A 22,505-nucleotide genomic window follows, 5' to 3' on the forward strand; every position below is an offset into this window, starting at 1 on the left:
GCCGGACAGGTGTTGCAGCAAGGCGGCGGCGTCGCCCGCATCCAGCAAGGCGCACAGCGCTTCCAGCGCATGGCAGGCCAGGCGGATATCCTCGGCGCCGAGATAGGCCGAAGGCTGTATGCGCAGCACGCGGCGGCGCCCGAGCGAGGGCAGCACGCGCACGCGGTGGCCGTGCAGCAGGTAGCCCGCGCACAGCATGCCGAGCATTTGCTGCTGCGACAGGCTGGCCAGCACCGCGGACGGGTGCTCCGAGAAGTCCTCCAGCTCCACGCCCAGCATGCAGCCGCGCCCGCGCACATCGCGTATGACCCCGGGCCAGCGCTTCTGCAGGCCGCGCAGCTCGCGCAGCAGTGCCTGGCCGAGCCTGGCGCTGCGCCCGGCGAGGTCGTCGCGCTCGATGATCTCCAGGCTGCGCCTGGCGACCGAGGAGGACAGGTCGTCCTCGGCGAAGGTGGAGCTGTGCAGCATGCCGAATTCGGGGTGATAGAGATCCTTGCGCACGGCCAGGGCGGAGATCTTCGTCAGGCCGCCGCCCAGTGACTTGGCGAAGGTGAGGTAGTCCGCCGGCAGCTCGCAGGCATGGCTCTCGACGGGGTGGCCGGTGCGGCCGAGCCCGCACTGGATCTCGTCGGCGATCAGCGCGACTTCCGGGTATTGCGCGCGCAACTCGCGCAGCAGGGTCTTCTCGGCCGGGCCGAGCTCGAGCACGCCGCCTTCGCCGCGGATCGGCTCGTAGATCACCGCCGCCAGCGTGGGCGCGGTGCGCCGGACCAGCCGCAGCGGATTGAACTCGAAGGCGAAGTAGGCAAGGCTGCGCCGCGCCACGTCGTCCAGGAAGTCCTGCGGCTGCTCGATAAAGAGCGCGCCGCTGTGGTTGCGGATGAATGGCAGCCGGGCATCGCGGTTCCACGTATGGGCGAGCGAGCCCATGGTCTTGCCGTGGAAGGCGCGCGGGAAGGCCGCAATCACCGCCTGCTGGTTGAAGGCCTGCTGGTTGGCCGCGCCCAGCGCGGTCAGCAGGTCGTCCAGCGACGCCAGCGGCTCCTGGCCGAGCAGGCGCTCGCAGGCTTGCAGCAGCGCTGGCTCGATCCGCGCCTCGCCGCGTTCCAGGCGGGTAAGCAGCTCGCGCACATTGGCGGCGCAGGCGTTGGCCAGGTGCTCGATGCGCTTGGTGTAGGCATAGCGGGCATGCTTCAGCGCCGCCTCGACCGCCTCGGTACCGGTGCTGAGCAGGGCGATGCTGAAGGCGGTGCCGGTGTGCCGCAACAGGTAATCGGCCAGGCTGTCCTTCAGGTCCGCCGCGCGCTGGCGGCACGAGCCCTGGGCGAGGAAGGGCCGCCGCCGGTCCAGGCAATGCTGCATCACCTGGGTGACTTCCGGATGATAGTGCCCAAGCAGGGAGGCGCCGAAGCCGCCGACGAGGTCGAGCACCGGCACCTCCTGGCCGTCCTCGCCGGCCATGAAGAGATGGTCCCCCATGGCGCGGGTGTACTCGACGAAGACGCCCGCGGCGGCGAGCAGGTCTTCCTTGCCGAGGATGGCTTGTCCTACGCTGGTCTGTATCGTCATCGTGCCTGGCCTGTTCCGTGCCTGAGTTCGCGGCGAAGTTGCCGCAGCAGCTGATCCTTGAGGACTTCATTGCCTCCCGAAAACAGCGTGGAGGGAAGGGCGTTGCGCAACTGCCGCTCGACGTCGCCCTCGAGCACGCCGCTGGCGCCGTGGATATGCAAGGCGTCCAGGCCGTTGCGGATGCTGGCCTCGGAGACCAGCAGCTTGGCCATGGCCGGGGTGTCCTGGCCGGACTGCGCGTGGTCCAGCTCCCAGGCGGCCTTGAGGCAGGCAAGCCGCGCGCTTTCCAGGCGCACGTGCATGTCGGCGATGCGATGGGCGATGGCCTGGTGCGCGATCAGCGGCTGGCCGAACTGCACGCGCGTCTCGGCGTGCTGGCAGGTGCGGCGCAGCTGGCGGCGCATCGCGCCCAGGTAGATGGCGAACAGGCAGCTGCGCTCCCACGCCATGCTGGCCTGGAAGATCGGGCCGCCGTTGCCTTCGGCGCCGAGGCGCTGCGAGGCGTGGACCCAGGCGCCGTCGAAGCGGATATCGCCCATGGCCGTGGTGCGCAGGCCGACCTTCTCGTGCGGCTTGTGGCTGAGCTGCACGCCCGGGGTGCGGCTGTCGAGCACAAAGGCGCTGTAGTCGAGGAAGCCCTTGCCTGCGCCGGTACGGGCATGCACGACGATGAAGTCGCATACCGGCGCGTTGGTGATGTAGCGCTTCTCGCCATGCAGGCGGTAGCCATCGCCGTCGCGCGTGGCGGTGCAGCGCATGGCATTGATGTCGGAGCCGGCGCCGGCCTCGGTGATGGCGTGCGCGCCGATCTGGCCTTCCTGCACGATGGCCGGCAGCCAGCGCTGCTGCAGCGCCGGGTCGCCGAAGCGGGCGAGGGGATGCAGGCAGGCGCACAGGTGGGCGGCCAGCGCGAACAGCAGGCCGGTGTCCTCGCAGTGCTCCGCCAGGGCTTCCAGCGCGAACACCAGGTCCAGTGCGCCGAAGCCCTCGCCGCCGTGCTCCGGTGCTACCGTGAGCGCATGTACCCGCTGGCGGGCAAGCGTGGACCACAACTCCCGGGAAAAGCGCCCCTGGCGGTCGCGTTCGGCCAGGCCGGGGTCCTGCAAGTCGCGCCCGAGGGCGGCCATGCGCCGGGCGATATCCCGGTGGCGCGGGCTGGTGGAGAAGTCCATGGGCTCAATCTCCGCTTTCTTCAAGAAGGAGGTGGTAGTTGATGCCGCCGGTACCGAAGGCGTTGACGGCGGCGCGCCGGATGCGCGGCCCGCCGGCAGGCCATGGGCTGGCCTGCTCGAGCGGGTCGAAGTTGTGCCCGGACAGCGCCAGTTCCGGCTTGATGGGCGCGGCGAAATGATTGGCGGGCAATTCCTGCTTGCGCAGCGCCAGGATGGTCTTGATCAGGCTGGCCATGCCCGCCGCGGCGAAGCAGTGGCCGAAGCGCGACTTCAGGGCGCCCAGGCGCAGGGTGCGGGCCTGGTCGGCATAGACCGCCGCCAGCGATGCGATCTCGACTTCGTCGCCGATGGCGGTGCCGGTGCCGTGCGTCTCGACGAAGTCCACGGCGCCTGGCGCGAATTCGACCTGCGCGAAGGCGCGCTGCATCGACGCGATCTGTCCGGGCGGATTGGGCGCGACGATGGATCGGCTCTGCGTGCTGGCGGCGATCGAGCGGATCGCCGCCATGGCGGGAAGGCCCCACCGGTCGGCATCGGCCTTGGCACACAGCACCACTACCCCGGCGCCGTCCCCCGGCGTGAAGCCGGTGGCTTTCCGCGTGAAGCTGGCGATCACGCCGGGCGCAAGCATGCGCTGCGAGGCGCACAGCACGAGGTCAGCAATGTTGACCGGGGCTTCCACGCCAGCCACCACGGCCAGCCGGCAGCGGCCGTTGCGCAGGCTGTTGACGGCCAGCTCCAGCGCGGCCAGCGAACCGGCGCAGGCGGCTTCCACGGCCACGTGGCGCGCCGCGGCGCCCAGCGCGCGCGCCAGTTCCCGGCTGATGCCGCTGGCGCAGAGCTGGTGCCAGGTTTGCCCGTCGATGCATGGCGCCGGCTCCTGCAGTGCCCGGGTCCGCAGCTGCGCCACCGCGTGCCGCGCGGCGTCATCCGGCAGCCCCAGTTCCCGCGCCAGTTCTTCCAGCGCGGCGGCTATCCGTGGCAGCAGGTAGCGCGCGGCCAGCTGTTTTTCCGGCGCCAGCGTCAGGTTGGAGGCCGTCACTACCAGCAGTGGGCCAGCCTGCGCCGCGATGCCGTCGGGCAGCATGGAAAAGGCTTCGCGTGCGGCCGACCGGGCCAGCTCGAAGGCGGGTGCCCGCAGCGGCAAGGCGGCGTCGCCCCGGGCAAGCTCGCTGAAGGATGCCTGTGCGGCGTAGTAGCTGATCGGCGCCTGCGGGTCCGGGTCGTGGTAGGCCGCGCGGCCAAAGCGCTCGGGCGGCAGCGCGCGGAAGCGATGTCCAGGCGCGCGCAGGGCCTCCCAGTAGTCGCTGCTGTCGCGGCCGTCGCCGAAGCACGCGCCCAGGCCAAGCACGGCGACCGGCGCGGCGGCCGGGGCGGCGCAGCCTTCGCCCGCCGGTGAGGCTGCCTCGGCCAGGCAGATGCGATAGCGGGCGCCATCCAGGCCGGCGCCGAGCACGGCGGTTCGCACCGTGCCCGGCGTGCCGGCGGCCGGCGGACAGCCGCGCTGCTGGAGCAGGGCGGCCTGGATGAGCGCGCTGAGCGCCTGTATGGCGTAGCCGTAGCCGCATGCCTTGTGCGCCTGCAGGCTGGCACGGGGCGGGATGCTGCCGCCGCTACCGCCCTCATCGGTGCCACCGCTGCCACCGTTGTCTCCGATGCCGTCGAGCACGTAGAAGCGCCGCTCCGCATCGTGCGCCGCCGCCGCGGGTTGCCGGCGCGGGCCCGCCAGGGGTTCCAGCTCGATGCGCTCTATCCGCGCGATGGCGCGCCCGGCGGCGGCGCGGCCGTCCTGCAGCACCAGCGCGCAGGCGCCTTCGCTCAGTGCCGCCGTCAGGCCGGCGGGCAGGCGCTCGCGCAGCACTGCTTCGGCCAGCGGCGACGCCAGGCACTGCGCGCCCAGCAGCAGCACGGTATGCGCCTGGCCCAGTTCGATGGCGTCCATGGCCGCCAGCAGCGCTTCGATCCCGCCCAACTCCTGCGACTCGAGCGCCAGCGCCCGGCCGCGCAGCCGGAAGTGCGCGGCCACGCGGGCCGGCATGGTGCTCGCCATCTCGCCGACCTTGTCGTGGGAAGTGGCGCGGAAGACCGTATCGAGCTTGCGCTTCCAGGCCTGGCGGCTGGCGGCGATGCCGGTGCCGCCCAGCGGCCAGCAAGCCTCGGCCCACGCGACGGCGGCGATGCGGGCATGGTTCTCGTACTGCCGGTTCATGCCGAGCGCGGTGCAGAAGATCACGTCGGTGCGCTCGCGGTCGATCGCGTCGTCGTCCAGGCCGGCTTGCCTGAGGGCTTCGCGCGCCAGCGCCAGCAGGTCCAGCTGCACCTGGTTGATCGAGTTCCGGTAGATCGGCGGAATGCCGAATTCGGCATAGCCGGCGCGCGGCGGGCCGAGATGCCGCACCTGCGCGGCGTGCGCGGACGCAGCGGCGGCGGGATCGCACAGGCGTTGCCACACGGCATCGAGCCCGTCCGCGCGCGGATACCGGCAGGCCATGCCGGTAATCGCCATGCCGGCGCGGGTGCCATGCTGCCCGCTCATGCGCGCGCTCCCTGCTCCAGCTGCCGGCTCAGCTGGCGATAGTCGATCTTGCCGTTCGGTGTCCTGGGCAAGGCAGCATGCTGCGTGATGCCGTGCGGGATCATGTAGCTCGGCAGGAAGTCCGCGCAAAAGCGCTTGAGATCCAGCGCCGCGAGCGGTTGGCCGGCGGCGCGCGTCACATACCACGCATGCACGCGCGGCGAAGCCGAGCCGTGGCCGGGGTGGGCCAGCACGGCCACCTCGTGAATGGCCGGATGGCGCGCCAGGGCCGCCTCGATCTCGCCAAGCTCGATGCGGTAGCCGTTGAGCTTGAACATGCGGTCCTTGCGGCCGCGATAGACCAGCAGGCCGTCCACCAGCTCGCCGTAATCGCCGGTCGCGTGCATGCCGAGGCGGTGATTGGGCGTATTGGGGTCCGCCTCGCGCTGCCAGTAGCCCGGCGTCACGCAATCGCCGCGTACCCAGATCTCGCCCAGCTGCCCGGCTTGCATGATGGGCTGTCCCGCCTCGTCCTGGAGCCAGACCTCGGTCGCGGCGACCGGCGTGCCGACGGGCAAGGGCGCGTCGCTGGCCAGGTCGGCCTCGCTCACGCGATGGTAGAGGCAGACATTGGTCTCGGTGGGCCCGTAGAAGTTGTAGAAGCGGCAGTCCGGCGCAAGCTGCCCTGCCATCGCGCGCAGCTGCGGCTTCGGCATGACCTCGCCGGCGAACACCACGCGGCGCAGCGAGCAGGGTGCCATGCGGGCCCAGGCATCGGCCCGGTTGAGCAGGGCCAGCATCGACGGCACGGTGTAGAGCACGGTGATGGCCTGTTGCTCGAGGATGTTCGCCACCAGCGCCACCTGCCTGGTCTCGGCTTCGCTGGCGACGTACAGCGCCGCGCCGGCACGCAGGCTGGCGAACAGGTCGAAGGTGCTCAGGTCGAAATTGAAGCTTGCCAGGTTCAGCAGCCGGTCGCCGGGCTGCAGCGCCAGTTCATCCACGCTCCAGCGCACGAAATTGTCCAGGTTGCGGCGGCTCAGCTGGACGCCCTTGGGCTGGCCGGTCGAACCCGAGGTATAGAGCACGGCGGCCACGTCGTCCGGCCCGCACGGCAGTACCGTTGGCCAGACTTCATGGCAGCCGGCGCCGGCTGGCTCCGCCGCGGCGGGTGCCATACCGGCGAGCTCGCGCAGGTCGGCGCTCAGGCTGACCACGGCGGCATGCGGGGAAGGGGGCAGCGGGAACGATTCGTGGTGTTCCTGCTCGTCGATGACGATGAGCCGTTCGAGCACGCTGGGCAGCGCCTGCCGCAGCCACATGGCCGCATGCGCGCGGTCCACGATCAGCACACTGGCGCCGGCGTCGCCGACGATGGTGTTGGCCCGCTCCACGGGCTGTGCGCCATCCAGCGGCAAATAGCGGTTGCCCGCGAACAGTGCGGCCAGGATGCCGAGCGCATAGGTATTGCCCTTGCCCATCCAGATGGCCGTGGCCGAGCCTGGCGGGGGCAGCAGGCCGCTGCGCGCAAGCCGTCCCACCCAGCAGGCCGCCTGGTGATAGGTCGCGCCGGCGCCGGCCAGCAGGAAGGGCGCCGCAGGCCGTTCACTCGCATGGCGCAGCAGGGCGAGGTGAACCAACGCGTGCGGGTCGGGCGTATTCATGGCCGGTGTTCTCAAGAGCATTGGGCGGGCCGGCTCATTGCGCCAGGAGACGGTTTTCGTGCGCCGCCTCGACCAGGATCCGCAGGGCCTCGTCGAGGTCTTCCCTGGTATGGGATGCCAGCACGCTGATGCGCAGCCGGGCATCGCCCACCGCCACGCCCGGAAAGACCACGGTCTGGCAGAACAGGCCGCGCCGGCGTACCGAGCGCCCCATGGCCATCGCGCGCCCTTCGTCGCCGATGACGATGGGGATGATGGCGCTGGCCGATTGTTCGGTATCGAATCCGCAGCCTTCCAGCGTGGATTTGAGGTAGCGGATGTTGTCCCACAGCCGTTGCAGCCGCTGCGGTTCGGCTTCGAGGATGTCGAGCGAAGCGATCAGGCCGGCGGCCACCGCCGCCGGAATGGTGGCGGCGAACACATAGGCGTTGGCGTAGAAGCGCAGGTAGTCGATGACCTCCTGGTCGCCCGCCACGAAGCCGCCCTGGCCGCCGAGCGCCTTGCTCATGGTGCCCACCTCCAGGTCGGCGGCGCCCTTCATGCCGAAGTGCTCGGTGGTGCCGGAGCCGGTGGCGCCGAGCACGCCGGTGGAATGCGCATCGTCGATCAGTACCTTGGCGCCGTATTTGCGGGCCAGGCGCGTCAGTCCGGGCAGGTCGACCACGTCGCCGTGCATGCTGAAGACGCCGTCGGCCACGATCAGCCGTCCGCCCGGCTTGCCGTCGGCGCGGCGGAGCACGTCTTCCAGCGAGGCCATGTCGTTGTGCGCGTAGATCTTCTTCGCCGCGCCGGACAACTTGCAACCGTCCTGGATGCTCATGTGGTTGTAGACGTCGGTGATGACCAGGTCGTTGGCGCCAAGCAGGGCGGAGATGGTGCCGAGGTTGGCCGAGTAGCCCGACGGGAACACGATGCAGTCCTCGCGGCCCTTGAACCTGGCCAGGCGCTGCTCGAGCGCGAGATGCAGGCGGGTGGTGCCGCCGATCAGGCGGCTGCCCGTATTGGTGGCGCCATACTCGCGCACGGCCGCGGTCATGGCCTCGATGACGCGCGGGTCGTTGGCCAGGCCGAGATAGTTGTTGGAGGCGAACAGCAGGAACTCGCGTTCGCGGCCCTCGTACTTGTCGAAGATGCGCGCGCGGTTGGTGCACAGGCCATTCGAGGCCATGCCATACCAGAATTCCCCGTGCGCCTCCCGTTCCTGCAGGAAGCGGGAGAAGCGCCGCGCCTTGGCGAACAGGTCGGACTCACCGCCGCCGATGAAGTCGCGCATGGTGAGGCGCGCGTCTTCCTGTCCGCGCTGTTCCCGCTGTTCCCCCTGTTCACTCTGTTCGCCGGCTTGCGCCGCGCACTCCGTCTGCGCGGCTTCGGCCGGCGCCGACCGGAAGGTGGCCGCAGGCTCGAGCGCGAACCTGGCGAAGCCCTGTATCAGGGCGCCCAGGGTGTCGAACTGGTCCGCGCTGACGCGCTCCGCGCCCTGGAAGACCTTTTGCAGGTCGGCGACGATGGCGGCCAGCATGATCGAGTCGATGCCGAGTTCCTCCTGCAGCAGCGCGTCGGGATCGAGTTCGGCTTCGGCGTACTGGGAGTGCGTCATCACCACGTCGCGCACGGCGGCGAACTTTCGGGCATGGTCTATCAATTCGGCTTCGTTCATGGCGGCTTCGTTCATGGAACTTCCCAGGGACAGGTAATAGGACGGGGCCGGCACGCTCAGTCGGCGGCCATCTCGTTGTGCGTGACGGGATCCGGCTGCGCGGCCGCCGCGATGGCGGCTTGCGCCGGCTGGTTTTCCAGCGCGGCCCGGGACAGGGCGTCGCGCAGCTTGAGGTAGTAGGCGTTGACCTTGTCCAGGGCGATCAGCTTGTTGGCCTTCAGGTGGGAGATGCGCGGCTCCTGCCCGCGGATGGCCTCCATATCCTTGGCCTGCTGGATGTAGCGTTCCATGCGGCACATCATCCATGGCCGCACCCTGCGCCAGACCGGAATCGGCAGCGGCTTGATCATCGGCAGCAGCAGGTCCCGCTTGGGCTCCTGGTAGCACACGCAGACCCAGCAGTTGTCGTCGTCGATGGGCGTGGCGATCACGTAGACGTCGAATACGTCGTTGCGGATCTGCACCATGTTCGGCATCTGCACATCGACGCCGATGCGCCAGCCGCGCTTCCATGGCAGCATGGCGTGCAGGGTTTCCTCGGCGGTGCGCTCGTCGTCGGCGCGCAGGATGAAGTTGCTGCTGATCAGGGTGCCATTGACCTCGCATTTGAAGTCGTCGACGCGGCCGCCCTTGGGGTCCCAGATGTTGAGCGCGGAGCCCTTGTGCACGAAGGGCACGTGATACACCTCGCAGACGCTTTCCACGTAGCGGGTGTAATGCACCGGCGCATTCCAGCCGTAGCGCGAGGTAAAGCCCTTGTACCGGCTGAAGTTCTCGAACATCGGCACCGGCGGCAGCGTGTCCGCCTGCCCCGCGCCGGTCCAGAACCAGATCAGCCCGTGCTCCTCCCGCAGCGTGTAGGAGCGCACGCACATGGCTTTGGGAATGGTGCCGTTGCGGCCCAGTACGGGCATGTGCACGCACTTGCCTTCCTGGTTGAACTGGAAGCCGTGATACGGGCAGGCGATATGGTCGCCATGCTGCTTGCCATTGCTGAGCGGGATGCCCTTGTGCGGGCAGCGATCGTCCAGGCAGACCGCGCGGCCCGCGTTGTCGCGGTAGAGCACCAGTTTCTTGGAGAAGCGGGTGATGCCGACTGGCTTTTTCCGTATATCTTCACTGCGCAGGATGGCGTACCACTGATTGGGAATCATCGGGATACCTCGGCGGGTTGTGGAGCGGACTGCAGGCGTTCGATCAATTGCGTCAGGGCACGGACGCTGGCGAAGTTGTTCGGATGCACTTCGCCGACGGGAATGCCGATGGCGAACTGCCGGTGGATGAAATCGACCACGTCGAAGAGCGCGGCCGAATCCAGGATGTTCAGGTCCAGCAGCGCGGTGTCGGCGGCGATCCGGGTGCCGTCGCCGAGAAAGCTGTCGCTGATGAACTCGATCAGCGTTGCGGAGGTGCCGGGTGCGCCGGGGGTACCGGATGTGCCGAATGTGCCGGATGTGCAGTTACGCGATGCCATGACGAACTCCCGCCGAGGATTGCTTGAGGTGCCAGAGCCGGTGGATTTCGCGAGCGAGCAGCTCTGGCGTGTTGTGTTTGTAGAGCGAGTCGGGCGCCACGCCGATGCCGTGCTCCTGGTCCAGCTCGGAGAGGATCTCCAGCGAGGAAACCGAGTCGAGCGCGAGTGCCGCGAAACTGTCGTCCGGGTGGATCCTGGCGGGGTCGGCGCGGGTGATCATGCCGATCCTGGCGACGATCCAGGCGCGGATGTCCTTGATGGTCCAGGCGGCAAGCTCGCCGGCCGGCGCGGATGGCGGGACCGCTTCGCGCAGGTCGTCGGAGCGGTGATAGACCGGCAGGTCGCCGGCCAGGAAGTCATGGCGGATCGCCATGCGCTGCAGCTTGCCCGAGGAGGTGACCTTGATGGTCTTGCGCGGCACGAACAGGATGACCTGCGCCTTGATGCCGTAGTTCTCGATCACGCGCGCATTGATGCGGCGGGCGGCCTCTTCGTAGTTTGCCAGCGTGCGCGGGCATTCCGCGGCGATGGCGATGGCCTCCGCGCCTTCGACCGACAAGGGGAAGGCGGCGAAGCGGCAGTTGACGAACTCCGGGCACGCCAGCGCGGCGGCCTGCTCGATATCCTGCGGATAGTAGTTGGCGCCGCGGATGATCAGCAGTTCTTTCATGCGCCCGGTGACATACACCTCGCCCTTGTCGACGAAGCCCAGGTCGCCGGTTCGCAGATAGCGGCGGGTGCCGCCGGCGATGGTTTGCCCGAAGGTCTTCTCCGAGCCCTCGGGATCGCCCAGGTAGCCCTGGGCAACGCTGGGACCGCTGATCCAGATCTCGCCGATCTCGCGATCCATGCGTTCGCGGCCCAGTTCGGGATCGACGATGCGCAGGTCCAGGCTGGGGTGCGTCCTGCCGCAGCTCACTACTGCCTGGGCGCCGGGCGCGCCGTGCTCCTGCGCGCGCAGCAGGCCCCTGGCCAGTGCGCGCGCATCCACGTTCATCGCGCGGAAGTGCTCGGCGTGCGGCTTGCCGGTGACCATCAGGGTCGTTTCCGCCATGCCGTAGCAGGGATAGATCGCTTCCGGGCGGAAACCCGCCGGGGCGAAGCGCGCGGCAAACTCCGTCATGGTGCGGTGGCTGATCGGCTCGGCGCCGCAAAAGGCGATGTTCCAGCTGCCGAGATCGAGCTTGCCGAGATCGCGTTCGCGGATATGGTTCACGCACAGCTGGAACGCGAAATTCGGCCCGCCGCTGCTGGTGCCCCGGAACTCGCTGATCGCCGCCAGCCAGCGGTAGGGGTTGCGCACCAGCATGCTGGTTGGCATCAGCAGGGCGGGAAAGCCCGCGTGGGTAGGCTGCAGCACGCCGCCGACCAGGCCCATGTCATGGTAGGGCGGCAGCCAGATCACCGAGCGGCTGGTCTCGCGGCGATGGTGGAAGCAATCCTGGATCAGCTGGGAGTTATCCACCAGGTTCCGGTTGCTGACCATGACGCCCTTGGGCTTGCCGGTGGAGCCGGAGGTGTACTGCAGCATGGCGATCGCGCCGGCATCGGGCGCGAACGGCGCCAGGCTGGTGCGGCGCTCGGTCTGCAGCTCGGCCACCGGGCACCAGCGGATGGCGGCCAGCGCGGGATCGTGCCGCAGGTGGGACAGGGAGGTGTCGAGGCAGTCCCGTTCGGCCAGCACGATGCCATCGCGCAGGTCCATCAGGATGTGCCGGATGCGCTCGGCCTGCAGCGCGGTGCCGGGCGGGAAGGTGGGCACCGCCACGGCGCCGGCGGCAATGCAGCCGTAGAACGCGGCCACGAAGTCCTTGCCTTGCGGCAGTACGATCACGACCCGGTCCTGGCGCGAGGCGCCGGCACGCCGCAGCTCGCTCAGCGCATGCGCGTAGCGGCCCACCAGCTCGGCGAGCTGCCGGTGCGAGACCAGTTCGTCGGCGCCGTCCTCGGCGCGCAGGAAATGGTAAGCCAGTCCGTCGGGCTGTTCGCAGGCGTTACGCCGGATCGCATCCAGGAAGGTACGCTCCGTCAATCGTTGCGGCAAGACGCTGTCTGTCACGGTTCCGGTCAGCATGCTGTTGAAGGTCGTGGATGGGGTTCGGGAACGGCGCGCAAGCGTGGAGACACCCGGGCGCGACGGCGCGGGGACTTGAAGGCGAGGCGCCGGCGGGATGCCGGCCGGTGTTCAGGACACTGTCTAGGCCAGCGCCGGTTCTTCGGTGTTTCGCGCTGCGGTGCGCGGACCGCAGGCGGTGTCGATCAGGCAGGCGACGATATGCTGGCCCTGTGCCAGGATCGGCACGCCGGCCCGTCGCGCGCGGAAGCCGGCGTTGCGCAACAGGCGTTCCACGCCCAGCGGGGAGACGGTGATCAGGTGTCTGGCGCCGCGTGCCTTTGCGCACGCCAGCGCGGCGCCGAGCAGCCTGACGGCCAGCGGCGAGGACAAGTGCCCGAGCGCGTCGCCCGTTGCCGAAGCGGCGGGCGTGGCGGCAAAGCGCGACAGTTCCCAGACCTCGGCCGAAGCCGGCGGGAGCGCGCCATTCAGGAGTTGGGGGAAGACATCGCCGAGAAGATAGGGGCGCGTGGTGGGCAGCAGCCGGGCGGTCCCGACCACTTCGCCGTGCATCTGCGCAGCCACGTAGACCGTATCCGGCCGGTCAAACTGATCGAGTTCCATGTCATCGTCGCAGCGCAGCTGCCAGCCGAGCGATTCCACGAATACCTTGTGCCGGTAGCGCGCGATGCGTTGCATCATCGCCGGCGTCAATTCGTGCGCATTTCCCGAAACGATTTCCACATGTTCTCCCTGCGTCTGGACAGGGTTCGATTGAACTATGGGCGGGGGAATCCCGTAACTACCAGAAGTGGTGGATCGGCCGCGCGGGCGGGGCGCGCGCGCCGGCGAGGATGTCGCAATGAAAAGCCTATATGGAGGCGGCTTGTGTTTTGTGGCACCGGTTCCAGCGATGCCTCGGGTCAGCGTTTCCTGGCGGCCTTTGCCTGCTGTGCTACCGGCCACGCCAGCATCGCGGTGGCGGCGAGCGCCTCCAGCGCGGCGCGCGGCGTCCCGTCGCGCGCCTGCATCGACATCCCCAGCATCACCGTGTTGAAGAACCGGGCGAGGCCCGCCGCATCGGTGCCGTCCGGCAGCTCGCCGCTGGCGATGCCTTGCTGGATGCAGGCCTGCAGGGCCAGTTCCTTTTCCTTGCGGCGCTGGCGCAGCGTGTCCTCGATATAGGCGCAGTCGGCCGGGCAACTGCTGCCCGTCATCAGGAAGCATCCCGCCGGGTTGCCCTTGGCGCTGAACAGCGCCGCCGCGCCGCCCAGCAGCGCCTGCACGGCTTCCCGCGCGCTGCCGGCACCTTGCAGCGGACGGTAGAGCAGGGCGCCATGGGTTTCCGCGTAGCGGTCCACCGCTTCGTAGAACAACTGCTCCTTGCTGCCGAAGGCGGCGTACAGGCTCGGGGCGGTGATCGCCATCGCCTCGGTGAGCGCGGCGATGGAGGTGGACCCGTAGCCATAGCGCCAGAACAGCGACAAGGCCTGGCCCAGCGCCTCGTCGCGATCGAATTGCCTGGGCCGCCCGCGGCCCGCACCGGAAACACTCTTTTTCATCGTGGTCATTATATTTTTCCGTTGCCAGTGACGCCAGCGGTGATTACTATAGTGATCGTTCAATAATTTGCCGTGGTCCGGTGGACACCATCGAGAGTGCGTGCCGCCCCCAAGGAAATCCATGATCCCCTATTCCCTGCTTGATCTGTCGCCCATCGTGGAAGGTGGAGATGCCGGCCAGGCCATGCGCAATTCGCTGGCGCTGGCGCAGCACGCCGAGCGCCTGGGCTATCGCCGCTTCTGGCTGGCCGAGCATCACAATATGCCCGGCATCGCCAGCGCCGCCACCGCGGTGCTGATCGGCTATGTCGCCAACGGCACGTCCACCATTCGCGTGGGCTCGGGCGGCATCATGCTGCCGAACCACTCGCCGCTGGTGGTGGCCGAACAGTTCGGCACGCTCGCCTCGCTGTTTCCCGGCCGCATCGATCTTGGCCTGGGCCGCGCGCCCGGCACCGACCAGTCCACCGCCCGCGCGCTGCGCCGCAGCGCCACGCAGGACACGGCCGATGCCTTCCCGCAGGATGTGGCGGAGCTGCAGGCGTATTTCGACGCCCCGCGCCCCGGCCAGCGCTTGCGCGCGGTGCCCGGCGCGGGCCTGAAGGTGCCGCTGTGGCTGCTTGGTTCCAGCCTGTTCAGCGCGCAGCTGGCAGCGTCGATGGGGTTGCCGTTCGCCTTTGCCTCGCATTTCGCGCCGGGCTTCATGCGCCAGGCGGTCGATCTGTATCGCCAGACCTTCCAGCCGTCGGAGCAATTGTCCAAGCCGCATGTGATGCTGGGCCTCAACGTCTTCGCGGCGGATTCGGACACGCAGGCGCGGCGCCTGTTCAGCTCGCTGCAGCAGCAGTTCCTGGCGCTGGTGCGCGGTCATCCCGGCCCGATCCGGCCCCCGGTGGACAATATCGAGCTGCTGTGGACCGAGACCGAGGCCACGCATATCCGCCGCTCGCTGGCGTGCTCGGTGGTGGGCGATCCAGACGGCGTGCGCACCGGCCTGCGCAATTTTATCGAGGACCTGCGGCCCGACGAACTGATGCTTACCGCGCAGATCCATGACCATGAAGCCCGCCTGCGTTCCTTCGAGATCGCGGCGCTGGCGATGCGGGCGGTGGAGCCGGTGGCCAGGGCCGCGCTCTGAGCGTCGGCCTCATCGCCCGGCCCGTGGCGCTGCGGACGGGGCCGGAGCGAGCCGCAGCCGCAGGGGCTGCTTCGGCCGCAGCGTGACATTGAACACGGGCTGCGGCGCAGCCATGCCGTCGGGCGCCGACAGTGCAAAGCGCTGCAATATCATCGCCGCGATCGCGGTCGTCTCGGTCATTGCCAGGTGCTGTCCCAGGCAAACGCGGGGGCCGGCGCCAAATGGCAGGTAAGCGCCACGCGGAAACGCCGGTGCGCCGGGGCCGAAACGCTCGGGCCGGAATGCCAGCGGTGCGGGGAACCATCGCGGGTCGTGATGCATCAGCTGCACCGGCACCAGGAACTGGGTGCGGGCGGGTAGCTGCCATGAACCCAGCGTGATTGGCCGGGTGGAGCGGCGGCTGTTGAGCATCGGCGCGGCCGGGTAGAGGCGCAGCGCCTCGTGCAGCGTCTGCGTCAGGTAGCGCAGCGACGGCAGGGTTTCCGCCGTCGGCGCGCGGTCTTGCAGCACCTGCAGGACTTCCTCTCTCGCCGCGGTCTGCGCGGCCGGGTTTGCGGCCATGCACCATGCCCACCAGGCCAGTGTCGCCGCGGCGGTTTCATGCCCGGCGAGGAATGCCGTCATGCACTCGTCGTGCACCGCTTGCAGCGGCCACGCCGCCGCGTCGTCGCGGTGCAGTTGCAGCAGACGGCTCGCCAGGTCGTCGGGCCAGGCGTCATGCGGCAGCTTCAATCGGGCTTGCAGATGGCGGTCCACCAAGCCATTCAGCGCCGCCAGGGCTTGCCGCTTGGCGCGCTTCCAGGGCACCGCATCGGGCCAGCTCGCGGGCCAGTAGAACTCGGCGTTGGCCGCCACCATGACCGTGCGTGCGGCAGCTTCCGCGATGCGGGCGTCGGCACCGATCTCGCTCGAGAACATCGTGCGCACGATCACATCCATCGCCAGCGATGTGAGCGCGTTTTCGATTGGCCAGTTTCCTGCGTGCATCGGCCAATGAGACAGCGCCTGCATGGCGGCGGAGGCAATGGTTGGTACCAGGGCCTGCACTGCCTTCGGCGAGAAGCCCGGCTGCAGGGCGTGCCGCTTGCCTCGCCAGGCATCGCCCTCTGCAATGAGCACGCTGTGTCCATGCAGTTGCGCAAAGACGCGCATGCCGCGCTCCCAGCGGATCAGCGCGTCGTGGTGCGTGACCAGCAACTCGCGCGCGAGCTGCGGGTCGGTGACGACGATCTGATGCTCCGGCCAGATGCGCACGTGCACCACATCGCCAAATGCCCGCTGCCATGTGGCCAGCGTGCCAAGCAGATCGCGCGACATGCTGCGCAGCAAGCGCCATCCGGTCAGGCCGGTGGTTGGCCCCGGCGGCCAGACCCCGGGCGGATGGAGGGCTGGCGGGTGGGACGGGGCACCCGCATGGAATGGACAATCCGGAGGAGATGAGGTATTCATTCGACGCATTGTTCGCCATCCTGCGGCGCTGGTCTTGAACGCAAACGACATCGCCACGCGCCCCGGCTCTCCCTCTCCCCGCGCGATGATCTGCACCGAATTACCGCCTGTACCGCCGCACTGCCCCGATCCGCTGATGCGCGCGCCCCGCGCACCCGGCGAAGGGAAGACCGTGCACGAGCGCCTCTACCTCTCTCCGCCCGCCTTGCAAGGCGCGGTCGTGGCTGTCGTCCACCGCGATACGCGCGGTTTGAGCTTGAGCAGCGCGCAGCGGCTGTCGCATTTCCCGGCCACGCCGCTGGTCTGTCTTTCGTGGTTCCAGGGCCTGGATGCCGGGCTGGTGGAGCGCACCGGCGGCGGCCCGCTGTGGCGGCCGTTCGGCGCGGCGGTGGTGGTCTCGGGCAGCCAGTCCCGGCCCACCGTGAGCTGGGCACCGACCTGCGGGCGCAGCGGCATGGTGTGTTTCGCAGCGGATGCTGCGCGGGCACTGCTCGGCCTCGACCTGGCTGCCGTGCAGGACCGCTTTGCCTCTGCCCACGAGGTGCTCGGCGCCGACCGGTGGCCGTTACTGGAGGCGCTGCTCGACGCCGCCGACGATGCGGCCACGCAGGCCGCGCTGGAACAGCATCTCGCGGCACCCTGGCAGGCGCTGCAGGGCCGCATGTCGTCCATGCCCTCGCTGCGCCGGTTTGGCCGCCATTGGGTCGAGCGCCTGGCCTGGCAAGCCAGCCAATGGCTGCGCACGCACAGTCCGCGCCAGGTCGAACGCCGCATCAAGGCGCACAGCGGGCGATCGCTGCGCCAGTGGCAGTCGCTGGTCAAGACCGAAGGCGTGTTCTTCTCCGCGCGGGAGCGGTACGAGGCTGGGCTGCCCTTCGACTGGGCGGGGCTGGCCCAGGACGAAGGCTTCGCCGATCAGGCCCATCTGAGCCGCGTGTCCAAACGGATCACCGGTTTTTCGCCGAGCGAGTTCGCCCAGCGTTTTGCCGAAGATGAATCGTTCTGGGCGTATCGGCTATGGGTGTGATCCGTGTATGACGGATTGGCGTGTTCATCCGGTCATCGTGCTGCCGGCGTCGCGTGTCCGCTGTTGCCGGTCGACGGACGGTCGTCGTATTCCCGGGAGATGTCCTTGTTCGTGTAGTCGCCCAGCCGCGAAGCGGCTATCAGGCTAAGCACCGCGCACCCAAGGATATAGCCCGCGATCGCATAGCCCGAGTGGTAGTAGGCGAAGAGCGCGGTCGCGATCAGCGGCGCGGGGCCGCCGGCGATGACCGAAGCCAGCTGGTAGCCCATGGACGCACCGCTGTAACGCAGGCGCCCGGTGAAGGATTCGGCGATCAACGCGGCCTGGGGACCGTACATCATCGAATGCGGCACCAGCGAGAGCACGATGGCCACGAAGATCCACAGCGGATCCCTGCTGCCGACCATCGCGAAATAGAGGAAGCCGAATACGCCGACCACGGCGGCGCCGATCATGTACATGCGCCGCCGCCCGATCAGATCGGACAGATGGCCAAAGAACGGGATAGTGAAGAATTCCAGCACCGACGCCGCCAGCACCGCCGTCAGCAACAGATCGCGCGTCACGCCCAGTGTCGAGACGCCATAGGTGAAGACGAAGGCCGTGAATATATAGAAAGGCGCCTGTTCGGCCATGCGGGCAAAGGCCGAGAGCAGGATGTCCTTCGGCTGGCGGCGCAACACCTCGAGCATCGGCGTCTTCTCGATCCTGCGCTCGGCCACGAGCCGCGCGAATATCGGCGTCTCGAGGATATTGAAGCGTATGTAGAGGCCGATCGCGACCAGCACGATGCTGAGGAAGAACGGCACCCGCCAGCCCCAGGTGAGAAATCCGCTGCCGGAGATCTGGCTCATGGCAAGGACGGCCAGGTTGGCCAGGAAGAGTCCCGCCGGCACCCCGAACTGGGGCCAGGAGGCGACGAAACCGCGATGCGCGTTCGTTCGTGTCCATTCCATCGACATCAATACCGAGCCGCCCCATTCGCCGCCGACGCCAACGCCCTGGATAAAGCGCAATACCGTGAGGGCAACGGCGCCCCAGATGCCGATCGTGGCATAGGTGGGGACGAAGGCTACCGCGAAAGTAGCGAGCCCCATCAACAGCAGGGTCACGATCAGCGTGGCCTTGCGCCCGATGCGATCGCCGTAGTGGCCGAAAATTGCTGCTCCGACCGGCCTCGCCAGAAAGCCGACGGCATAGATCAGGAAGGCCTGCAAGGTGCCGACGACCGGGTCCGACTCCGGGAAATACAATTTCGCGAAAACCAGGCCGGTCACCGTGCTGTAGAGGAAGAAGTCGTACCACTCGATGGTGGTACCGATCGTGCTGGCGATGACGGCGCGGCGCAATTGGCGCCGTGCGTCCTCATCGGAAAGAGGCGTAGCCCCTACTTGCAGGGCGTCCATTTGGCATCTCCCCAAAAGGAAGGCGGTATGCTTGTATAGACAATATGCGTGACAGGGGGTTCCAGCTAGCCGGGCGGGCGATGGATGCCGCGGGCGAGGCGCAAGGCCTCGGCCTCCCGCCATGACATCGCTACTGCCGCCACGGCGGCTGGGGCTTGAAGCGTGCCTGCAGGAAGGAGAGGAACAGCTTGACCCGCGCCGACAAGCCCGCACGGCTCGCGATCAGCGCCACAACGTCCGCATCCGGCAAGCGCCAGTCGGGCAGCAGGCGCACGAGGCGGCCGGAGGCCAGACTTTCGGCCACGTCCCATTCCGACCGCACGATCACGCCCTTGCCCTCAAGCGCCCATTCCCGGGCGACCTCGCCGTCGTTGGTGCTCAGGATCGCAGGCACACGCACGGCGGCTTCGGTGCGCCGCTTGCGAAAGCGCCACAGCGTCACGTCCTCATGGTTCTCGCGCAGCACAATGCAGTCGTGTTGCGCCAGCTCTTTGGGCTCCCGCGGCGCGGTGCGGCGCGCGAGATAGCGCGGCGATGCGCAGACCAGCCGCGAGTTCGGGGCAATCGGGTAAGCGACCATGCTCGAATCCAGCAGGCTGCCGATATGGACGATCAAGTCGAACCGATTGGCCTGCGCCGCGGACACGACGTCGCTGAGCGTCAGCGACACCATCAGCTTGGGATGCTGTGTGTGGAAGTCGGCGATGGCCCCCGCCAGATAGTGCCGGCCGAACCCGAGCGGGCCACAGACATGGAGCGTGCCGGCCACGTCACCCGAGCGCTCGCGCACCGTGTCGACCAGGGCCCCCAGGTCCGCCAGCAGCGCGACAGCGCCGGCGTGGAACAGCTCGCCCTCCTCGGTCAGGCTGAAGCGCCGCGTGCTGCGGTGGGCCAGCTGCGTGCCCAGGTGCAACTCCAGTTGCTGTAGCCGCTGCGACACCGCCGAAGGTGTCACGTCAAGCCGGCGCGCCGCCTCCGCCAAGGAGCCGCTCTCGGTGATGGTGACGAAAAAGCGCAAGTCGTTGATGTCATGTGGCATGGCAAGAATGGTACGCCCGGCCCCTTGCATCGTCGACTCCCGCGTTAGTACTCCGCGAGGTTGCTACAGCCGCGCTGCAGCGTAACCCCAGTGCCGGCGACGCGGTGACTTCAGCGTCGCTGCGGCGGCCTTCGCACAGGCCCGCGACCACCTTACCAGCCGCTGATGCGCTGCCAGGTGGCGACGACTTCGCGGCCCGGCCCCAGCACCTTGTGCTGGCCGTATTGCGCTGCGGTGGCGCATGCATGGTTGGGAAGGATGCGCACCTGCGTGCCCACCGGCAGGTGCAGCGCGCCTTCGATCTTCCGCGAGCGGTGTCCCATGATGCCGTGCTCCTGGTTGGCCTCCAGCAACAGCAGATCATCGATCGGGTGGCCGTCGAGATCGCAGACCAGACCATAGCGTTGATCCACCGGCTGGCTGGCCGTGCCGCGGTCGCGCGACATCGCCATCCAGCCGGCATCCAGCAGGGTCCAGCCTTTGTCCGGCCGATGCCCGATCACCGTGGCCAGCACGGACAAGGCAATATCGTCGAGTCGGCACGCTCCCAGGCCAGCCATGACGAGGTCGAAGAACACGAAGACGCCGGCGCGCAGTTCGGTGACGCCCGCCAGGTTTTCGGCGAACAGCGCCGTCGGGGTCGAGCCCACGCTGACCACCGGACACTCGATGCCGGCTTCCCGCAATCGGCCCGCCGCGTGAACGGCCCCTGCGCGCTCCTGCTCGGCCATGGCGCGGATTGCCTCCACCGACCGGCAGTCGTACGAACTGCCGGCGTGCGTGAGCACGCCCTTGACGGGGACGCCGGCGCCTTCGAGGTACCGGCCGATTTCCAGCAGCGCTGCTGAATCGGGCTTGACGCCCGACCGATGGCCGTCCGAATCCACTTCGACCAGCACGTCCGCGCGGCATCCTCGCACCTTCGCCCACGCGGCGAGCAGCCGCGCCGTTTCCACGTTGTCCACGAGGAGCGAGAGCCGCACGCCTTTGTCCTGCAGTGCCGCCACGTGGTCCAGCTTGTTCGGCGCGATGCACACCGCATACAGGATGTCCTTGACGCCACGCGCTGCGAAGTACTCGGCCTCCAGCAGGGTCGACACGGTGATCGGCCCTTCCGGCGTTTCCATCATGCGGCGCGCCACATCCATGCACTTGTTGGTCTTGACATGGGGGCGGAAGGAAACGCCCAACCGCCGCACGCGGTTGCGCATGCGTTCGATGTTGCGATCCATCCGCGCCTCGTCGAGCAGCAGCGCGGGCGTTTCCAGTTGTTCCAGCATCGGCATGTCAGCTCCCCGCTTCCTGAGGCTCGCGCGCCAGCACGCGCCCTGGCCGCGCGCCCGTCGAGCCCCCGCCTTGCCAGACGACGGCGCCGTTGACGATCACCGTATCGATACCGTGCGCCGGCGCGATCGGCGCCTCGTAGGTGGCGGCCGAGTCGATGGTGTCGGCGTCGAACAGGGCCAGGTCGGCGAACGCGCCTTCCTTGAGCACGCCGCGGTCCTTCAGGCCGAAATTCTTCGCGGTGAGACCGGTCATCTTGTGCACGGCAGTCTCCAGGGGGAACAAGCCAAGGAACCGGCCGTAGTGGCCCAGCACGCGAGGAAAGCTCCCCCACAGACGCGGATGCGGAGACGCGTCGTGCGGCAGGCCGTCCGAGCCGATCATGACTTTGTCGTGCTTCAGGATGCGCTGAACGTCGGCCTCGTCCAGCCGGAAGTAGATCCCGCCCGCGGGGCTCAGGCGGCGGATCGCTTCGTCCTGGTCCACGCCCAGCTTGCCGGCGATGGCGTCCAGATCCTGCCCGGCGAATTCCGGCAGCGCCTTCGACCAGCTCACGATGACGCGGGTCGAGCTGGCCGCGCGGTCGGCCGACAAGACCGTGGAGCCGGCCGTGTAGGGATAGCAGTCGATGCAGATCGGCTGGGTGGCCATGTTCCGCTCGATGACGGACAGCGCTTCCTGCGACCGGCCCTTGTTCTTTTCGCCGACCACCTTGAGGTGCGAGATCACCACGGGCACGCCGACTTCGCGGCCAATGCGGAAGGTTTCCTCCAGCGAATCGATCACCCGGTCCGCTTCGTCGCGCATGTGGGTGCAGTACACGCCGCCGAATGCCTTGAGCGGGCCGCAGACGTCGATCACCTCCTCGGTCGGCGCCGCGATCGAGGGCTCGTAGAACAGGCCGGTCGAGACACCGATGGCGCCGGCTTCCAGCGCCTCGCGCACCAGGCTGCGCATCTGCTCGATCTGCGCCTGCGATGCCGGCCGCTCCAGATCGTCCACGGTCGCCACGCGCAGCGTGGTGTGACCCACCAGCAAGGCGCAGTTGGTGGCCGCAGGCTTGCCGCGCAGCGCGGCGATGTAGGAGGCGAATGTGGGGAAAGCGAACCAGTCGCCCTTCTCGTCGAGCAGGTTCAGTGGCGGCGTGACCGGCTGCGGGATCGGCCGCGGCATCGGCGCGAGCGAGATGCCGCAGTTGCCCGCGATCACCGTGGTGATGCCCTGGCTGACCTTGGGGGCCATGTCGGGGCTGGACAGCATCAGGCGGTCGTCGTGTGTGTGGGCGTCGATGAAGCCCGGGGCCGCGATGCGGCCTTGGAGGTCGATCTCGACCTCGCCGCGCGCGTCCCTCAAATCGCCGATGCGGGAGATGCGGTCGCCGCGCAGGCCGATGTCGCCCGCGTAACGCGGCGCACCCGTGCCATCCACGATGCTGGCGTTGCGGATCAGAAGGTCAAATTTTTCCTGCATGGGATTTCCTAAAGAAGTTTCCATGG

The 22,505-nt window shown here is 68.5% G+C and carries 17 protein-coding genes; 2 read left to right on the forward strand and 15 right to left on the reverse strand.

Annotated features, from left to right (window positions below; translation table 11 throughout):
• The 10 genes from P3W85_RS27210 to P3W85_RS27255 form a co-directional block, all read right to left on the reverse strand.
• A partial coding sequence (locus P3W85_RS27210; RefSeq protein ID WP_276267027.1) for an aminotransferase class III-fold pyridoxal phosphate-dependent enzyme occupies positions 1-1,569 on the reverse strand: 1,569 nt, incomplete at its 3' end.
• Positions 1,566-2,741, reverse strand: coding sequence for an acyl-CoA dehydrogenase family protein (locus tag P3W85_RS27215; protein ID WP_017225876.1), 1,176 nt, complete (start codon positions 2,739-2,741; stop codon positions 1,566-1,568). The genes P3W85_RS27210 and P3W85_RS27215, both read right to left, overlap by 4 nt.
• A gap of 4 nt (positions 2,742-2,745) precedes the next feature.
• Positions 2,746-5,277 carry a polyketide synthase gene (locus P3W85_RS27220; RefSeq protein WP_276267028.1) on the reverse strand — a complete coding sequence of 844 codons (2,532 nt, stop codon included), beginning with the start codon at positions 5,275-5,277 and terminating at the stop codon, positions 2,746-2,748.
• Complete coding sequence (locus P3W85_RS27225; protein ID WP_276267029.1) at positions 5,274-6,920, reverse strand: AMP-binding protein; 1,647 nt, start codon at positions 6,918-6,920, stop codon at positions 5,274-5,276. The genes P3W85_RS27220 and P3W85_RS27225 overlap by 4 nt, the downstream gene beginning before the upstream one ends.
• Before the next feature lie 34 nt (positions 6,921-6,954).
• On the reverse strand, positions 6,955-8,592 hold the full coding sequence (locus tag P3W85_RS27230) for an aminotransferase class I/II-fold pyridoxal phosphate-dependent enzyme (protein ID WP_276267030.1): 1,638 nt from the start codon (positions 8,590-8,592) through the stop codon (positions 6,955-6,957).
• 41 nt (positions 8,593-8,633) lie between these two features.
• Complete coding sequence (locus P3W85_RS27235; RefSeq protein WP_276267031.1) at positions 8,634-9,731, reverse strand: Rieske 2Fe-2S domain-containing protein; 1,098 nt, start codon at positions 9,729-9,731, stop codon at positions 8,634-8,636.
• Entirely contained in the window at positions 9,728-10,051 is a 324-nt protein-coding gene (locus P3W85_RS27240; RefSeq protein WP_276267032.1) for an acyl carrier protein, read from the reverse strand. The genes P3W85_RS27235 and P3W85_RS27240 overlap by 4 nt, the downstream gene beginning before the upstream one ends.
• Complete coding sequence (locus P3W85_RS27245; RefSeq protein ID WP_276267033.1) at positions 10,038-12,125, reverse strand: AMP-binding protein; 2,088 nt, start codon at positions 12,123-12,125, stop codon at positions 10,038-10,040. The genes P3W85_RS27240 and P3W85_RS27245 overlap by 14 nt, the downstream gene beginning before the upstream one ends.
• Positions 12,126-12,248: 123 nt before the next feature.
• Positions 12,249-12,848, reverse strand: a complete 600-nt coding sequence (locus tag P3W85_RS27250) for an acyl-homoserine-lactone synthase (protein WP_276267034.1) — start codon at positions 12,846-12,848, stop codon at positions 12,249-12,251.
• A gap of 179 nt (positions 12,849-13,027) precedes the next feature.
• Positions 13,028-13,675 (reverse strand): TetR/AcrR family transcriptional regulator, encoded by a 648-nt coding sequence (locus P3W85_RS27255; RefSeq protein ID WP_017228914.1) that lies wholly within the window; start codon positions 13,673-13,675, stop codon positions 13,028-13,030.
• 112 nt (positions 13,676-13,787) lie between these two features.
• Here P3W85_RS27255 and P3W85_RS27260 point away from each other — a divergent pair, with 112 nt between their 5' ends.
• Positions 13,788-14,804, forward strand: a complete 1,017-nt coding sequence (locus P3W85_RS27260) for an LLM class flavin-dependent oxidoreductase (protein ID WP_276267035.1) — start codon at positions 13,788-13,790, stop codon at positions 14,802-14,804.
• 9 nt (positions 14,805-14,813) lie between these two features.
• On the opposite strand, the gene P3W85_RS27265 is transcribed toward P3W85_RS27260, so the two are convergent.
• Entirely contained in the window at positions 14,814-16,253 is a 1,440-nt protein-coding gene (locus P3W85_RS27265; RefSeq protein ID WP_276267036.1) for a cytochrome P450, read from the reverse strand.
• Positions 16,254-16,338: 85 nt separating this feature from the next.
• On the opposite strand from P3W85_RS27265, the gene P3W85_RS27270 reads away from it, so the two are divergent.
• A complete protein-coding gene (locus P3W85_RS27270; protein ID WP_276267044.1) occupies positions 16,339-17,280 on the forward strand; it encodes an AraC family transcriptional regulator in 942 nt (313 codons plus the stop codon).
• A gap of 32 nt (positions 17,281-17,312) precedes the next feature.
• Here P3W85_RS27270 and P3W85_RS27275 read toward each other — a convergent pair whose 3' ends face one another.
• The 4 genes from P3W85_RS27275 to P3W85_RS27290 all read right to left on the reverse strand — a co-directional run bounded on the left by P3W85_RS27275 (position 17,313) and on the right by P3W85_RS27290 (position 22,479).
• Positions 17,313-18,686 carry an MFS transporter gene (locus tag P3W85_RS27275; protein WP_276267037.1) on the reverse strand — a complete coding sequence of 458 codons (1,374 nt, stop codon included), beginning with the start codon at positions 18,684-18,686 and terminating at the stop codon, positions 17,313-17,315.
• Between the two features lie 130 nt (positions 18,687-18,816).
• A complete protein-coding gene (locus P3W85_RS27280) occupies positions 18,817-19,725 on the reverse strand; it encodes a LysR family transcriptional regulator (protein WP_276267038.1) in 909 nt (302 codons plus the stop codon).
• Between the two features lie 152 nt (positions 19,726-19,877).
• Positions 19,878-21,011 carry a DSD1 family PLP-dependent enzyme gene (locus tag P3W85_RS27285; protein ID WP_276267039.1) on the reverse strand — a complete coding sequence of 378 codons (1,134 nt, stop codon included), beginning with the start codon at positions 21,009-21,011 and terminating at the stop codon, positions 19,878-19,880.
• A gap of 1 nt (position 21,012) precedes the next feature.
• The gene (locus P3W85_RS27290; RefSeq protein ID WP_276267040.1) at positions 21,013-22,479 is read right to left on the reverse strand and encodes an N-acyl-D-amino-acid deacylase family protein; all 1,467 of its coding nucleotides are present in this window, start codon (positions 22,477-22,479) and stop codon (positions 21,013-21,015) included.
• Positions 22,480-22,505: the final 26 nt, after the last annotated feature.

The sequence above is a fragment of the Cupriavidus basilensis genome (assembly GCF_029335485.1).
In the GTDB taxonomy this organism is placed as follows: Bacteria; Pseudomonadota; Gammaproteobacteria; order Burkholderiales; family Burkholderiaceae; genus Cupriavidus; species Cupriavidus basilensis_E.